This is a genomic window from Melioribacteraceae bacterium, assembly GCA_035362835.1.
In the GTDB taxonomy this organism is placed as follows: Bacteria; Bacteroidota; Ignavibacteria; order Ignavibacteriales; family Melioribacteraceae; genus DSXH01.
The window spans coordinates 366,114-382,963 of sequence record DAOSDY010000001.1; the positions used below are offsets into that span (position 1 = coordinate 366,114).

A 16,850-nucleotide genomic window follows, 5' to 3' on the forward strand; every position below is an offset into this window, starting at 1 on the left:
GTCTAAAAAAATGGGTTGTCCGTGAATAAATGAGAATTCAACCCGATTTTAGTTAAAAACCACAAATATTTTCAGAAGCAGACTAATTCCGTCTCTAAAATGGAAAATAATTCAATTAAAGGAAATGCGTGCGGATACAATCAAACTATCTGATTTTTTATAAATGTTACAACAATACATAAAATTTTAAACCATGGATCATTTAATAAAATTTTCAATCTGAATAATGAATTACTCTAGAATTTAAGGAAAGGACAGTCTGGAATTAAATTTGCGGGTTTATTTTGTACTGTTGGCAAATCCGAACGGGAGCCATGAAAATGTAAATCCAAGTATAACGTTTCCGTCCTGGCTGTATGCCCCCCATAAGCCGGGAGAAACATCCCAGAATTTTATAACCCCGGGATAAATATTAAGGTTTATCATATAATCAGTTTTGATGGTAACCGACAGACTTGCAAGCAGAGAGTTATTCCGGTCGTAGAACACACCGAGATTCCCTACAAGTCCTAATGTTTTTTTATTAGTCTTCTCATCGAGAAGAATAAGATCGCTCGCAGCGAGTCCAAATCCTACAGAAAGTGCCGAGCCGTCGTCAAACTTATAGGAGAGACCTCCAACACCGTTAGTCCCGAAATAGTAAAAAGCATACCATCTTTCCAAAAAAGGGAATTTCCATTTAATAGAAAAGAATTGCCCGTTGTTGTGAAGTTCCCCGTTCCTTAACGAAAATGAGGGCTGCTGGGACCAGTCGGCAAGGTTCAGGTCCTCTGCAAAGAATCTTCTTACACTGTTCGAGGTGAAAAGAAGAATTCCGCCGATATCGAAAATATAGATATCAGCTATCGGGTCTACGTCATCCCCTTCATAATTTCCGTTTTCAGCAATTTCATTTATAAGATGATAGGTCATAACTGTAAAGGCTGAAAATAATTCCGGATACGGATAATTATTATATTCAAACCATTCATCTAAAGCGGCATACTCCATCCCCCCGCCGATTAAATGAAGAGTATAATTCGGAAAGAACTGTGCGTTCTGTTTATTAAGTGACAGAGGGAAAACCTGATCCTTAAAAAAATTCCACCAGCCATATCTGCTGATCGGTTTAAATGGTTCTGAGAGATTTTTCCAGATATTCTTTATGGCGATATTATAAGGGAAATTTTTAATATCCCGCCTGTTGCCAACCTGGATCATATCGAAACCGCCGTTTAAAAGAACATAGGCAGGGTGGTAGATTGACTGGTTTCCATAATCAAGGCCCTGATAAAAATATCCCGAAACATTGAATGACTGCACCGGCGACCAATCCGAAATTGTAATATTGTTCTCAGCCCTTACTCTCCAGTAGAATTTAGTAAACGTCTTTAATCCGTCGATACTCTTAGCGGTATCGCTGATACCGCTTTCTTCATAAACCGGGTTAAGGAATGAACTATCCTCAGCTACCTGAAGAGTATAGAAGTCGGAATTTTCAACAGTTCTCCAGATAAATTCAGGTGACGGAGAAATATTTTCAGTCCCCGGTAAAGGAAGCGACAATTCCGGATTTGTTAAAAGAGTCGTAAAACTAAAAGTAGCCGACCATTCTGACTGGCCGTATTGATTAACTCCTTTCACACGCCAGAAATACTTTCGGGAGTTTTTTAATCCGCTTACACTGACACTCGCAGAGATTAAACTGTCTTTTTCAAAAACCGGATCTAAAAATAAACTGTCACTTGAAACCTGCAGCGTATAATGCGAAGTGTGTTCAACCATTCCCCACTTCAGCTCCGCGGTTAACGGAATATTCAAGGCGTCATCGGCTGGCACCGGATCTATAGGAGCGGCAGGGGGTCTTCCGGTGGTTGAGAAGGAACCTGGAACGGACCACTCCGAAGTACCGTATGAATTCTGGGAAGCGACCCTCCAGAAATATTCCGAGAAATATTCAAGATTCTCAATACTTATTAATGAATCCCTTATACCTGTTTTATTAATAAGAATTGATGAAAAAGATTGATCTCTCGAAATCTGGAGTAAATAACTTTCTGCATTGGTAACCCGCTTCCAGATTAATTGAGGATTTACAGAAACATCTCTTTCGGATTCTGCCGGATATTCCAGAACAGGAGCTAATGGAGGCGCAACAGTGCGGAAAGCTGAAACAGTCGACCAGGGTGATTCTCCGAATCCATTCCGGCTTTTTACACGCCAATAGTAGATTGTATTTATGTTTAGACTGGCAGCTGTATGAGTGTTCTGCCTGATTCCATTCCGGGTGTAAACGAATCCAAGAAATTCCGGGTCGGTTGAAATCTGCAGATCGTATGATTCAGAATTACTAATCCTGCTCCAACTCATCTTTACGGTTAGATTCACATCAACGGCATTATTCTCTGGTTTTAATAGCCGTGGTATTCCGGGCTTTGATCCAATAATCAGTTCAATTATTTCTGATGTCTGCTTCGTACCGTCGGCGGCATTTATTATAACCGTGTCTTTTCCGGTAATTCTTGGCGAGAAATATATTAGAGCGTTTCGACCGGTTAACCGTTGAACGCTCCCCTTTTTAGCTGACAAGTCGATTTTAATTGAATCATTCTCTTTATCCTTTACATCGAAAAATATTTCAGTCCTTGTTCCGATTAACAATGAATCAGATTTCAATTCCGTTATCTGAATTACCGGGGGATTATTAAATGGAATGACAGGTTCCGTCTCTTCTTTTTCACAACTGTAAAAGAAGAAAACAGAAAAGAGGGTCAAAATCTTAAAGAAAGTGAAGAGAGTACGATTCATAAATCCCGAGTAAATTGGCCAAAGTATATTGAATGAGTCTGAAAAACTACATGTGCATTTTGTTGTTAAAAATAGTAAAATGAATCTAGAAATTCTTTGCGGATAAACAAATTTGTTCCGGTCTACTAAATGCTCAAGAAGGATTTTATCAAATCCTCATACTGGAATTTGTTATTTTTAGCAGGAGAATTTAAATTATTTTGTCAACTATCCATCTATGCTTGCATTGATCCGGACAAAAACGATATTACAATTTTTCACGCTGATTCAAATCTGCACATCAATTATTTCAGCGCAGACCCCGGCACCGAAGGGGCACTGGAAATTTGACGACAGCATCAATCCATTAAAAGCTCAGACTGGAAGAGACCTGACACTTAGAGGAATTCACACTTATACAAACGGACCTTCCCCGGATAACGGTGCTATAAGAATTGGTACAGGAAGCTATTATGAAATTGACCTTGGTATAGCGCCTAACGGCGGCGGTACTATGGTAAATGAATACACAATTATGATCGACTTACGGCTCCCGGATATGAATGTGTGGAGAAGTATATTTCAAACCGACCCGAAAAATAAAAATGACGGCGAATGTTTTATTAAACCGAGCGGTTACATCGGTATTCAGGCAACCGGATATTCAACCTTTGCTGTTAAAGCCAAGGAATGGTACCGACTAGTAATATCAGTTAAGAACGGAGTTCACTACCGGTATTACATCGACGGACACCTGATTAACAACGGTTTTTATCAGACCCTAGATAAAAGATTCGCATTAGACAATTTATTACTGCTTTTTGCCGATGAGGACGGAGAGGATGGAGAGATCGAATGTGCTGAAGCAGCTATCTGGGATTTTGCACTTACCACCGATCAGGTTAAGTCTCTCGGGGATTACGGACACGCACCTAAGCAACATATGCTGGTGCCGTATTTGCAAACGCCTTCACCCAATTCAATTTACGTAAGCTGGCACGATTCACTAAAAACATCAACAAGAGTTGAATACGGTACTTCAAACGCACTCGGACAGTTCGAAGACGGTTCCTATGAAGTTATCTCACACCCTTACATATGGCATACTGTAAAATTAAAAGGACTTTCCCCAAATACCGAGTACTTTTACAGATTAATAAGCGGCAGCGGAATTTCACAAGTGTATTCGTTCAGAACTCAGCCGGATGAAAATTATTCAGGTAAAATCAGATTCCTTTTATTGAGTGACACGCATGCAAACGATACTACAATGACTATGAAGGTAATGCGCGCAGCTCGCAAAAAGATTGAGAGACTGTACGGAAACGACATCCATAATCAAATTAATCTAATTCTTCACTCAGGCGATCTTGTTGTTTCAAGTACAGATGTTACTCAATGGACAGAGCAATACTTTGCACCGATGTCGGTCATTTCTCCTAATATACCGGCATTGACTGTAGCCGGCAATCATGAAGGCGAAGACATTAATTATTACAGATACGTCAAGTATGATGAGATAACCGGCGGAAACGGATCAGATCAATCGCAGGAAAGATACTGGTCATATAGAATAAGAAACACCGGAATAATTGGTCTTAATTCAAATCTGACGGGGACCAGGGCTTCTGAGCAATTGATCTGGCTCGATAATGAATTGAAAAGACTTGAGTCGGATTCCGGAATCGATTTTATTATTGTCCTTGTTCATCATATTGCCTATTCCGAGTTATGGGGTAACGGAATGGACGACCAGGCGGTATTTTATGTACGGAATCAGATCCTTCCTGTTCTCAAAAAATATTCGAAGGTAACACAGCTTTCGCACGGCCATACTCACGGATTTGAAAGGAGTACTGTTGAATCAGAGTCACCGCTGCAGAAATGGGATTTCAGGGTTGTATGCGGCGGCGGAGGAGGCGGCCCGCTTGATTACTGGGGTTCATATATCAATAACGACTATGAAATGATTCACATTGCACTGGATCATTATAACTTTCAGATTATAGAAATTGACATTGCAGAAAAAACCTATAACTCGTCTATGTACAGTCTGGGTAATCTGCTCAGGCCAATAGATTCCGAATTACTTGACAGCTGGTACCGTAAAATCAATCAGCCGGCACCTTCAAAACCAATTGTAAACAATCCGGTATTCGATAAAGAAAGAGTGATATTCACTTCTTCCGGCATAAATTCAGATTCTTTAATGTCGGTTAAGATAAGTATTTCCGAAAGTCCGGGTTTTGGCAATACTGTGATTGATACTGTTATTCACTGGAAAAATATTTACGGTACAGACGCATCTTATAATCCGGTCGATCTGAACAAAGGGATTGATCTGACAAGCATTACAATAAGCAATTCTAAATTCGTTCATGAAAAGAATTATTATTACAGGGTAAGATACAGGGATCATAATCTGCGCTGGTCCGAATGGTCCGATGCAAAAGGATTCCACCTTCCTTCAGATATAGAAGACAACACAAGTATCAGCAGATACGATCTGCGGCAGAATTACCCGAATCCATTTAATGCAGAAACGAAGATAGTGTATCAGATTCCACGGAGCGGATTTGTAACATTAAGGGTTTATGATCTGCTCGGTAAGGAAATTGCAACACTCGTAAATACAGAGAAAAAAGCCGGTAGATACGAAGCAGTATTTGAGAGCGGCAGCCTTAGCAGCGGTGTCTACTTCTACAAACTTGATATTAGCGATATTTCAGACCGTTCGGGGAACAAATTTAGTCAAACCAGAAAACTGATCCTTATCAAATAGAAGATCCGGACTTCTATCCTTTGATTTATTATCCCTAAAAAATAAACCGATATTGATATTCTTAAAGTGAAAATCTATATTTCAGTCGGATGAAAAAGCAACAATTACATATCGAAGAATTTCACCCAAGTTTCCTCAAAAATTACAGGCGGCTTTACAACTGTCTGATCTTCTATAATTAAAATCCATTTCCTATTTCAGATCCAAGGTTCATCCGTGAACCGAATTTATTTTTTTTTATAAGTGATATTAATAACAAATGGATTTTTAAAATGTTTGAAAAAATAAAAAAGCACACAGAGTCACCGGAGCGGTGCGCATCTGCTGAAGGCAACTTCTATAACCCGGTAGAAAAAAAGATCGGACCGGGAATGAATGAGAGGATTCAAAAACTCAGAAAACTTAGCTATGAAACCGAGCCATCGATATCAATCGAGAGGGCAATTCATCAGACCGAATTTTACAATGAGAATTACGGGAAATTCCCTGTACCGGTTCTGCGGGCTTTACAATTTCTGGATCATTGTAAGAGAAAAACAATTTATATCGGCGATGACGAACTGATAGTCGGAGAAAGAGGTCCCCGTCCGAAAGCAGTACCCACCTTCCCCGAGCTGACATGTCACAGCGTTGAAGATCTGGAAATTCTTAACAGCAGAGAGATGCAGCGTTACAAAGTAGAAGAAAATGATATCAGAATTTATGAAAGGGAGATCATTCCTTTCTGGAATGGAAAGACTCAACGTGAACGAATATTCAACCATGTACCAGATGAGTGGAGAATGGCTTATGAAGCCGGACTATTTACAGAGTTCATGGAACAGCGCGCCCCAGGTCATACGGCTCTCGACGGTAAAATCTATAGAAAAGGGATGAAAGATTTTAAGAAAGAAATTGCAGACCATCTTTCACGCCTTGATTATGTTAACGATCCCGAAGCGACCGATAAAGCCGATGAATTGAAGGCAATGGATATTGCCTGCGACGCCGCCATTGTATTCGCAAGAAGGCATGCAGATTACGCCGAGGAACTTGCCGGTAAAACCGAAGATCAGAAACGCAAAGCGGAGCTGTTGAAAATAGCAGATGTCTGCCGTTGGGTTCCGGAAAACGCACCGAGGAATTTCCATGAAGCAATTCAGATGTACTGGTTTGTTCACCTGGGTACAATTACAGAACTGAACGGATGGGACGCAATGAATCCCGGACATTTCGATCAGCATCTTGCACCGTTTTACGAAAGGGAAATCTCCGAAGGTTCGCTTACCAGAGATGAAGCGAAGGAACTCCTCTCCTGCTTCTGGATAAAAGTGAACAACCATCCTGCCCCTCCGAAAGTAGGAGTTACCGCAAAAGAGAGCGGCACTTACAACGATTTCACAAATATTAATATAGGCGGACTAAAACCCGACGGGACAGACGGAGTAAGCGAAGTTTCGTACCTCCTGCTTGAAGTGATAGAAGAGCTTCACATACTTCAGCCGGGTAATTCGGTTCATATAAGCTCCAAAACACCGGATAGTTTTCTTCACGCCGCAGCAAAGGTAATAAGACAGGGTCATGGATATCCTTCCGTATTCAATCCCGACACATACATTCAGGAACTTCTTGTTCAGGGTAAATCTCTCCAGGATGCGCGCGAGGGAGGATGCAGCGGATGTATTGAAGTCGGCGCCTTCGGAAAAGAAGCGTATATTTTAACCGGTTACCTGAACGTTCCAAAAATTCTGGAAGTCACGCTTAACAACGGAATTGATCCTCTTACAGGTAAGAAGGTTGGAATAGAAACCGGAGACCCTAGAACATTTATCAATTATGAAACACTTTACAATGCTTTTATAAAACAGCTTGAGTATATAGTAAATCTTAAAATTTCTGTGAGCAATTATATTGACAGGATGTTTGCCAAATATGCCCCTGCTCCATTCCTCTCGGTTGTAATTGAAGATTGCATTAAGAAAGGAAAAGATTATTACGACGGAGGTCCCCGTTACAATACAAATTATATTCAATGCACAGGTCTTGCAACCGCAACCGACAGTTTATCAGCGATAAGGAAACATGTCTTCGAAGAAAAGAACTTTTCGATTGACCGCTTACTTACTTCAGTTGCCAGAAATTTTGAAGGAGAGGAATTCCTGCGTCAGACTATAATAAACAAGACTCCGTTCTTTGGAAACGATGATCCGTATGCCGATGATATCGCTGTCAGAGTATATAATGATTTATTGAAAGCGATAGACGGGAAACCGAATACTAAAGGAGAAACATTTCATTTAAATATGCTTTCGACGACCTGCCATATTTATTTCGGAAAGGTATTAGGGGCAACACCTAACGGGCGGCTCGCGGGCAAGTCGATCTCGGACGGAACTTCACCCTCACACGGTGCAGACACTCACGGTCCTTCGGCTGTAATAAAATCCCTTTCTAAAATTGACCAGACCAAATCCGGCGGAACACTTCTAAATCTCCGATTCCTGCCGAGTCTGCTAAAGAAAGAAGACGACATTAAGAAACTGGGAAAACTGATAAGAAGTTATTTTGCTCTCGGAGGCCATCACGTACAATTTAATATTGTCGATACCGCAACATTGCTCGCAGCCCAGGAGACGCCGGAAGATTATAAAGATCTGCTCGTGCGAATGGCCGGATACAGCGACTATTTCAACGATATGAACGCCGACCTTCAACAGGAGATTATTGAGCGGACTGAGAATGAATCTTTCTAATTTTGCTTTCCGCTCCAAATAGCATAAAATATTATGGAATCAGGTTTAATATTCGACATAAAAAGATACTCGATTAATGACGGTCCCGGCATCCGTGTAACAGTCTTTTTTAAAGGATGCAATCTTAACTGTGCCTGGTGCCATAATCCCGAAAGCATTTCGCATAAGATTCAGAAGCTCTATTCGGTTAACAGGTGCATTGGATGTTCTACATGCGTTGAGATTTGTGAGCATGATGCCTGCTATCTTACTCAGAATGGTATTGCGACAGACCGGGACAAATGTGTGGTATGCGGACGGTGCGCCGAAGTTTGTCCAACTACTGCAACCGAAATCTCAGGCCGATGGGAAACCAGTGAATCAATTCTTAAGGCAATATTAAAAGAAACAGTATTTATGGACTCATCGGAAGGAGGCGTCACTTTTTCCGGCGGAGAGCCGCTGCTTCAGCACCGATTTTTATTTGAGCTTCTAGACAAGTGCGGCAAAAAAGAGATTCACCGCGCTGTTGATACCGCAGGATTAATAAAGACGGAATTAATCCTTAAGGCGGCGCAAAAGACTGATCTGTTTCTGTACGATCTTAAAATGATCGATACGGAAGAACACAGAAAGTGGACCGGTGTTCCAAACGAATTGATCCTTTACAATCTGAAAAAGCTTTCTGAAACAGGTGCTGAGATTAACATAAGGATTCCACTGGTTTCAGGGATTAATGATAGTTATAAAAACATTGAAGAGAGTGCACAATTAATTAAATCATTATCCGGTCCCAAAAAGAAAGTAAACCTACTCCCCTATCACAATATCGCACAGCAGAAATACAAAAAGCTTGATCTTGATTTCAATCAGTCTGATCTTGAGGAGCCTGCAAAGGAATTATTACTAGAATTTATCTCCATTTTCGGGTCATACGGACTCGAAGCCGCTGTCGGAGGGTAGAACTTAGCACAATTATATTGTCCGCGTTTCAACAACTGACTCTCAGAGAGCTACTACTTGATAATTTATGTATAAATGCTTATTCTAGTTAAGAATAATTCCTATTTAATAATTATTGTCCATGAAAAAAGAAACCCACGGAATAAATTTAAAGACAAGCAATCTAAAGGTTACACCTCAAAGAATGGCTGTTCTCGAGGCTTTAACCAGTCTGAAAAATCACCCCACGGCGGACAATATAAAAGAATATGTTATTAAGAATCATCCTAACATCGCTGTTGGTACAATCTACAAAACTCTCGAAACTTTTGTTGAAAAAGGATTGATAAAGAAGGTTAAGACTGAGAGAGATGTGATGAGATATGATCCGATACTTGAAGCACATCATCATTTATATTGCGAAGAGTCTGAACGTATTGAAGATTTTTTTGACGACGAGTTAAATAATATTCTGCAGAAATTTTTTATGAAGAAGAAAATACCCAATTTCAAAGTGAAGGATATCAAACTTCAGATAATAGGTTCGTTTAATAATAAAAAAGGCAGCACAAAAAAGTATTAATAATGAGACAAAATTGAATAAGAAAAAGATGTTAATCTATAATCAAAAGGAGAACTACTATGAGTGAACAAAGCAAGTGTCCTGTAACTGGAAGAACCTCGGTTGGCAAAGGAACTTCAAATAAAGAATGGTGGCCAAATCAGTTGAATCTTGGAATTCTTCACCAGCATGCCCCTGCTTCAAATCCGATGGATCCAGATTTCAAATACGCAGATGAATTTAAGAAACTTGACTTCGCTGCAATCAAAAGGGATTTGTATAAACTTATGACTGATTCACAGGACTGGTGGCCTGCTGACTGGGGACACTACGGCGGTTTGTTTATTCGAATGTCATGGCATAGTGCAGGTACTTACCGGACTGCCGACGGCCGAGGAGGAGGAGGGACCGGTAATCAGAGGTTTGCCCCGGTTAACAGCTGGCCTGATAATGGCAACCTGGATAAAGCACGCCGACTGCTCTGGCCAATTAAACAGAAATACGGAAATAAAATTTCATGGGCGGATTTGTTGATATTAGCAGGCAACTGCGCATTGGAATCGATGGGTTTTAAAACATTCGGATTCGGCGGCGGACGCGAGGATATTTGGCAGCCCGAAGAAGACATTTATTGGGGTGCGGAAAAAGAATGGTTGGCTACAAGTGATAAAGCGAACAGCCGATATTCAGGTGAACGTGAACTCGATAATCCACTGGCCGCTGTTCAAATGGGATTGATCTATGTTAATCCGGAAGGACCCGATGGAAATCCTGATCCCGTTGCATCAGGTAAAGATGTTCGCGAAACATTTGCAAGAATGGCTATGAACGATGAAGAAACTGTAGCACTTGTTGCAGGCGGACATACTTTCGGTAAAGCGCACGGTGCTGGCGATCCAAAATTTGTTGGACCCGAACCAGAAGCTGCACCAATTGAAGAACAGGGACTGGGCTGGATTAATAAATTCGGAACCGGTAAAGGAGTTCATACAACTACAAGCGGTATTGAAGGCGCATGGAAACCGAATCCTACTAAATGGGATATGGGTTACTTCGATATGCTGTTCGGCTATGAATGGGAACTGGTTAAAAGCCCCGCCGGTGCATGGCAGTGGCTTGCAAAAGATGTAAAAGAAGAGCACATGATTCCCGACGCTCACGATCCATCAAAAAAGCACAGACCGATGATGACCACAGCTGACTTATCATTACGCTTCGATCCAATTTACGAACCGATCTCCCGCAGATTCCACAAAGATCCCGAAGCTTTCGCGGACGCATTCGCAAGGGCATGGTTCAAGCTTACGCACCGCGATATGGGACCTAAAGCACGCTACCTAGGTCCGGAAGTACCAGCAGAAGATTTGATCTGGCAGGATCCTGTTCCAGCTGTTAATCATAAATTAATTGATTTAAAAGATATTGCCGATTTAAAAACTAAAATATTAGCCTCGGGTCTTTCAATTTCCGAATTGATTTCAACAGCGTGGGCTTCGGCATCAACATTCCGTGGTTCAGATAAAAGAGGCGGGGCTAACGGCGCACGTATCCGTTTAGCACCTCAGAAAGATTGGGAAGCTAATCAACCTGCTCAACTGGCTTCCGTTTTAATAAAACTCGAAGGGATTCAAAAATCTTTTAACGATTCTCAAAAGGGCGGTAAAAAAGTCTCTCTTGCGGATCTTATTGTTCTCGGCGGATGCGCTGCCGTTGAATCTGCGGCTAAAGCAGCCGGTTACAATGTTGAAGTCCCTTTTACTCCTGGAAGAACTGACGCATCGCAGGCAATGACAGATATGGAATCATTTGAAGTACTCGAACCGCTTGCAGACGGTTTCCGCAATTATCAGAAAACAAAATACTCCATACCATCGGAAGAATTACTTATCGACAAGGCACAGCTTCTTACACTAAGCGCACCGGAAATGACGGCGCTTGTAGGCGGCTTGCGAGTGCTCGGCAATAACGTCGGTAAATCCAAACACGGAGTATTTACAAAGAAATTCGAGACATTAACTAACGACTTCTTTGTAAACCTGCTCGATATGAACATAGTTTGGAAACCAACATCGGGCGCAGGAGATACTTTTGAAGGACAAGACCGCAAAACCGGCGAGATGAAATGGACCGGCACACGAGTTGACCTGGTGTTCGGATCAAATTCCCAGCTTCGCGCCCTCGCTGAGGTTTATGCCCAGGACGATTCGAAAGAGAAATTCGTTCGCGACTTTGTTGCTGCCTGGGACAAGGTTATGAACCTGGACAGGTTCGATCTGGCATGAAGTATTTAATGTAACCGGAATCTGTTTAAGGTAATGTTAAGAATAAAATCCCGATCAATGATCGGGATTTTTTTATATGTCATCCAATAAATGACGTGATTATTTAATAACCATCATCTTTTTTATTTCCATAAAATCGCCGGATTTCAACCGATAAAAATAGACACCGGAGGTTAACTGATAGTCGGTAACTGATAATTGATATGTATAAGTACCCGGCAGTTTGTATTCATCAACAAGCGTAGCAACTTCCCTTCCCAAAACATCATAAATCTTCAAACTAACATGAGTGAAAGAAGTCACCTGATAACTGATTTGTGTGCCTGGGTTAAAAGGGTTAGGAAAGTTCTGATGTAGTTTGAACTCAGGATTAATTTCACAGTTATCATTTTCATTAATATCAGATGGATCGGGATCAAATTCAATTACAATCATATCCCAGTACTTTAAAGATGGTATCGAAAAATTTACTCTTTCAATTGATTGAGTAAAATCGATAACCTGCGGTAATCCATAATTAATATCAGGCGATGCAATCCAGATTTTTAATACTTTTTTCCCTGTATTATAATAGACAGGAATGTTCCTCCTTTCCTGAGGCTCTTTCTGTGTCTTATTATTATCACGCCAGTCCAAAGTTGTTGCATCGGAGAAATTGAGCAAATGAAAGACGTATTTGTTATTAATTTTTCTTACCAGGTTCCAAACTGCAAATCTTCTGGACCACCGATTAAAACTAATATTATTTTCCGTAGTATATAGCTGTTCCGGGATAATATCACCGCCTTCTCTAAGCAGGTTCTGGTAGGCAACCAGAAAATCGTAATAAACCGTTAGTTTCTCTTCAAGTTCTTGAGTCATACTAAGATTATTAACGGGGAAATACTCATTCGACAGCATATGCTCACCCAATTCCATGTGAGCGCCGCCGAAGGCAAATATTACTGAATTTGCATAGAGAACAGAAGGAGTATTAAAAAAACCGGCTGATCCCGAAACGGCTTTGTGGATATAAGCTGCAATTACTGATTTAAGCCGGCCGGAAGAATAGTCATCATTTTCAAGAATCAACTGGCCGAGTTTTTCAAACGTAGTATTCGGCTCCCATACTTCTGTATACAAAAAACTTAAAGGCGCCTGTGAAATATCACTTTGACCATATTGATTAACGGCATTCATTACAATATTGCAGTTAAGTATATTTTTTGCTTTCGTTAATAAGGATTTAAAACCGCCGGTAACATTTATTACAGAACCTGATTTATTATAACGTACACCTCGGTCTCCCAGCTGATCACTATGCCAGCCGTCAAACTTAAATGCAGAAATTGCATTTCCCATCTCATTAATTATGTAATTCTGCCATTCTGAATTTTCCGGGTCCATAAGATAGATATCGCTTGCCCAATCGGAGGGTAAATCATGGAAGTCCGGACTTGTAGCAGCAGAATTTGTAAACATACGCCAATCATTCGGAACTCCATCGAGTGAGGCATCGGAATAAGCGCCATATAGTAAATTATAAGCCATAGAATTAATATTCCGGGTACGTGCAGAATCGATGTACTGTTGGACAGTTGAGGAATAGATAGTACGGTTCGCGATATCCAGCCAGTTAGATGCTGGAGCAGTCGGGTTTCCTTTTAAAGGCTTGTGATGTTTATAATGCCAATCGTAAAACTGCAAGCCATTAATATGATATCTGTTCAACTTTGAAATGTTTTGGCCAATTTGTGCGGGAGATATTTGACCAAAATGTGATAAAAAACCGTATCGCGGAAATCTGATCCAGCTGGAAGAGACATCAACGGCAATAGATGATTCTTCAAGTAGAGAATCTTTCTGCTTCAGCGACAATTTAACAAGATAGCCTCTGTAATCTGTTGAAGGGGGATTCCATTTCCATTGAATAATTAAGAGGTTGTTCACACTTATTTCAAATGATTCAACTACATTATCCAAGTGATAATATTTTACGGATAAAGTTAAATTCTCCATGGATTTATTTAAGGAGAGTAAAAAAAACACCGATGAATCCGGTTCATATCTCGCTTTATCAGTTTCAACCTTATTAATCCATTCTCCGCCGTAGACAGTGAATGAAGGAATAGTCAATAAAATTAGTATACTAAAAAAAATATTTTTTCTCATTTTATAATTCTAAAGGTGTCCCGTAGGTACTCCAAAAAATAATTTCAATACTTCATAGTTCAAGTTAACATTTTGTATTAGAATTTTAACATATTCGATTTGGTACATTTTTCAAAATATTGAGACTATCAATAGTCAGATATCATCAATAAATCTTTTAACACTTATAATGAATTGCCGAGATCCGGTATTTCTAAAGCTTTAAAATTGGATCACTTCATTGCTAGTTGACTACCAGGATAGTGATTAATTTTCAATTGTTGGTCATTAACTCTATAACCCAAAACCTGATTATCCGGACGACCGGTGTCATTGTTACAGATGAAGATGGTGAAATTGATAAAGGAAAATTTACCGGTCCGTTTTAGAAGTTGTATTTTATCAAAGAGATATTATAATATTTTGCCAGCCCTTGAAATGAACCACTTATAATCTTGAGTATCTTCATAATTTTCCGCAACACTGTTTATACTTTTCTCCGCCTCCACAACTAATCGGAGAATTTCATTTATCCTTTTCAGAGTATTTATCTGAAAACTCTTTACACAGATCCATAGCAAACATAATTATCTTATCCGGCACATCGTATTCAATATCGGGCAGTCCCACATCACACGGAGCGAGATTTTCAGCAATATATTCAAAATCGTTTCGTATTTCCTCTTTAGTTTTATTCTTAAGATCAACCGATTTATAAAGACAATTTCTTCTAGCATTTGGAAAAACTTCCTTTGCCTTCTTCAAGTCTGATTCTATTCCCATATCAATATAAGCGACATTTGGAATTCTGGAATAGAGATCAATATATGGAGTTACAGTCCAGGCACAATTGTGAATTCCGATAACAGGAAATTCTTTTGCAATTTTAGCATCATAAGGGAGTAAGTGAGTTTCATATAATTCCGGACCGATCATATTAACGGTGCAGTTGGCAATTGTAGCGAAGTTATAAATGGTATCATACTCTTTCTGTTTTGAGTAAAGTAGTTTTACACCTTGCAAGTAAGTATCGGAAATAACTGTCAGAAGAATATTAACAATATCGGAATTGTCCATTAAGTCCAGAAATATTGATTCTCCACGCAGCCTGAAAGCAGTATTTAAATTTCCCTGCCAGTTTAGGAAACCTCTGGCGCTTCCGGTTAATTGGTATATCCGGTCAATCTGGTCAATAATATTCATGAAAAATTTATTACGTGTGAAATCAGGTACTTTAAGATCAATTATCTCCTCATCTGTTAAAATAGTATTATCAGGAACCGGCCATTTATCGTTGTAATATTGAAGCCGTCTTCCGAATAGAGAATCAATAATTCCGATTCCGTAAATACCTGTCAGCAGATCGAAGGGTTCATCATTCAAAACGCCGCCTATGTTATAACCGGGGAAGCGCTTCTTAATTTCATTGCGCATAGTCTCGTGAGATTTCATCCTGAATTCAACATCCATGTGCCACTTTTCCGAGAAATCGATTCCGCAATATTTATGAAACCACGAAGGATTGAATCCAACTTCCGGACGCATAAATGTTTCAGTTCCATCGGCAGGGGTTCTTATCGGCGGTGCCCCCAGAGCTATATAATATTTTAGCTGCTTAGAAATAATTATTCCCGATTAATTACAACGAATTTTTGAATAATTCTTTGCCGGTACTTACTTAATATTCAATTGCAGAAAGAAATAAACTTATATTTGTTATCTACCAGGGCATCACTCTCTTCGTATATTTTCTGCCAATTTCCGCCGATTCCAGTTTACCGCCGGCAAGAATTCTAACCCCTTTTTCAATCTGCTTAATTACATTATCGGGCAGAACATTATCGAGGAATGAGAGTCCATTCTTTTTACATTCTGCAAACACCTTATCACCGGCAGCAATAACTTCTTTTGGAAGAGGAGGATCTGCGCGTCCTTCAAGATAATTGTAAGAAAATCCCATATCACGCGGACCATGTTCTGCGAACGCAATTCCCGGAACTTTCAAAGTTTTTGCAACATTTTTTAATGCATCCCGGTCTTCAATTTTAACACCGAGCATAATTTCTCCGTCTGGATTAAGCGGCCAAACATCAGCTTTCTTCAGGTATGCCTGCTCATCAATTCCCCAGACCCACGCAGCCCATTGAAAGCTTCCCCAGCCTCTAAGGCCATCGCCGATTTTATTTTCTCCGATTTCATTGAAAGGATACCGCAATGATTGAACAAAGACCCTAACAGCTTCGGGATCCCTTGCCCGGCAGAGGTGAACGCCATGGACTCCCTGTGCAAGCGCCTGCTGCGCCATCCAGACATTCGCTTTCATTGTCTGAGCATCAAGTCCCAGTGCCGGCAATACAACAATAACCGTCGGGGTTCTATGACCGCTCGGAGTCGGACCTCCATCGACAAGTCCTTTCATAAACTCTCTAAGCAATGTGAAATCGAGAGGTGAGTGTTCCATGTTGTAAGTAATATAATCCGCCCAGGTCTTTGCAAGCTTTTTACCTTCTTCATATCCGCCATAAGCATTTATGTAATAGACAGGCTGGTTATCTGCCAGCAGTTCAATCGATTTATTAATCCGTTTCGGTTTGTAATCCGTGTTCTGTGCAAGTAAGAATTGACTTGTTGAAACAATTATAATAAATAGCAAAAAATATTTTCCTGTTCTCATG

At 40.2% G+C, this 16,850-nt stretch carries 9 protein-coding genes; 5 read left to right on the forward strand and 4 right to left on the reverse strand.

Features of this window, described 5'->3' with window-relative positions; genetic code table 11:
• Nucleotides 1-279 precede the first annotated feature (279 nt).
• Nucleotides 280-2,787 carry a fibronectin type III domain-containing protein gene (locus tag PLZ15_01755; GenBank protein HOI28456.1) on the reverse strand — a complete coding sequence of 836 codons (2,508 nt, stop codon included), beginning with the start codon at nucleotides 2,785-2,787 and terminating at the stop codon, nucleotides 280-282.
• A 217-nt stretch (nucleotides 2,788-3,004) separates the two neighbouring features.
• On the opposite strand from PLZ15_01755, the gene PLZ15_01760 reads away from it, so the two are divergent.
• The 5 genes from PLZ15_01760 (at nucleotide 3,005) to katG (ending at nucleotide 12,045) form a co-directional block, all read left to right on the forward strand.
• Nucleotides 3,005-5,548 (forward strand): fibronectin type III domain-containing protein, encoded by a 2,544-nt coding sequence (locus tag PLZ15_01760; protein ID HOI28457.1) that lies wholly within the window; start codon nucleotides 3,005-3,007, stop codon nucleotides 5,546-5,548.
• A 272-nt stretch (nucleotides 5,549-5,820) separates the two neighbouring features.
• A complete protein-coding gene (locus tag PLZ15_01765; protein HOI28458.1) occupies nucleotides 5,821-8,280 on the forward strand; it encodes a glycyl radical protein in 2,460 nt (819 codons plus the stop codon).
• Nucleotides 8,281-8,313: 33 nt separating this feature from the next.
• Nucleotides 8,314-9,222, forward strand: a complete 909-nt coding sequence (locus tag PLZ15_01770) for a glycyl-radical enzyme activating protein (GenBank protein HOI28459.1) — start codon at nucleotides 8,314-8,316, stop codon at nucleotides 9,220-9,222.
• A 121-nt stretch (nucleotides 9,223-9,343) separates the two neighbouring features.
• Nucleotides 9,344-9,784 carry a transcriptional repressor gene (locus PLZ15_01775; protein HOI28460.1) on the forward strand — a complete coding sequence of 147 codons (441 nt, stop codon included), beginning with the start codon at nucleotides 9,344-9,346 and terminating at the stop codon, nucleotides 9,782-9,784.
• Nucleotides 9,785-9,843: 59 nt separating this feature from the next.
• Nucleotides 9,844-12,045, forward strand: coding sequence for a catalase/peroxidase HPI (katG, locus tag PLZ15_01780; protein HOI28461.1), 2,202 nt, complete (start codon nucleotides 9,844-9,846; stop codon nucleotides 12,043-12,045).
• 99 nt (nucleotides 12,046-12,144) lie between these two features.
• Here the strand turns inward: katG and PLZ15_01785 are convergent, their stop codons facing one another.
• From PLZ15_01785 to PLZ15_01795, 3 genes are all read right to left on the reverse strand, one after another.
• Nucleotides 12,145-14,196 carry a glycoside hydrolase family 66 protein gene (locus PLZ15_01785; protein HOI28462.1) on the reverse strand — a complete coding sequence of 684 codons (2,052 nt, stop codon included), beginning with the start codon at nucleotides 14,194-14,196 and terminating at the stop codon, nucleotides 12,145-12,147.
• A 504-nt stretch (nucleotides 14,197-14,700) separates the two neighbouring features.
• Nucleotides 14,701-15,720, reverse strand: a complete 1,020-nt coding sequence (locus PLZ15_01790; protein ID HOI28463.1) for a uroporphyrinogen decarboxylase family protein — start codon at nucleotides 15,718-15,720, stop codon at nucleotides 14,701-14,703.
• A 175-nt stretch (nucleotides 15,721-15,895) separates the two neighbouring features.
• Entirely contained in the window at nucleotides 15,896-16,849 is a 954-nt protein-coding gene (locus PLZ15_01795) for an aldolase/citrate lyase family protein (GenBank protein HOI28464.1), read from the reverse strand.
• Nucleotide 16,850: the final 1 nt, after the last annotated feature.

What these genes read in the sequence shown, in the direction of transcription:
- PLZ15_01755 (HOI28456.1), bottom strand. Translation starts at nt 2,787, where the DNA reads ATGAATCGTACTCTCTTCACTTTCTTTAAGATTTTGACCCTCTTTTCT.
- PLZ15_01760 (HOI28457.1), top strand. Translation starts at nt 3,005, where the DNA reads ATGCTTGCATTGATCCGGACAAAAACGATATTACAATTTTTCACGCTG.
- PLZ15_01765 (HOI28458.1), top strand. Translation starts at nt 5,821, where the DNA reads ATGTTTGAAAAAATAAAAAAGCACACAGAGTCACCGGAGCGGTGCGCA.
- PLZ15_01770 (HOI28459.1), top strand. Translation starts at nt 8,314, where the DNA reads ATGGAATCAGGTTTAATATTCGACATAAAAAGATACTCGATTAATGAC.
- PLZ15_01775 (HOI28460.1), top strand. Translation starts at nt 9,344, where the DNA reads ATGAAAAAAGAAACCCACGGAATAAATTTAAAGACAAGCAATCTAAAG.
- katG (HOI28461.1), top strand. Translation starts at nt 9,844, where the DNA reads ATGAGTGAACAAAGCAAGTGTCCTGTAACTGGAAGAACCTCGGTTGGC.
- PLZ15_01785 (HOI28462.1), bottom strand. Translation starts at nt 14,196, where the DNA reads ATGAGAAAAAATATTTTTTTTAGTATACTAATTTTATTGACTATTCCT.
- PLZ15_01790 (HOI28463.1), bottom strand. Translation starts at nt 15,720, where the DNA reads ATGCGTCCGGAAGTTGGATTCAATCCTTCGTGGTTTCATAAATATTGC.
- PLZ15_01795 (HOI28464.1), bottom strand. Translation starts at nt 16,849, where the DNA reads ATGAGAACAGGAAAATATTTTTTGCTATTTATTATAATTGTTTCAACA.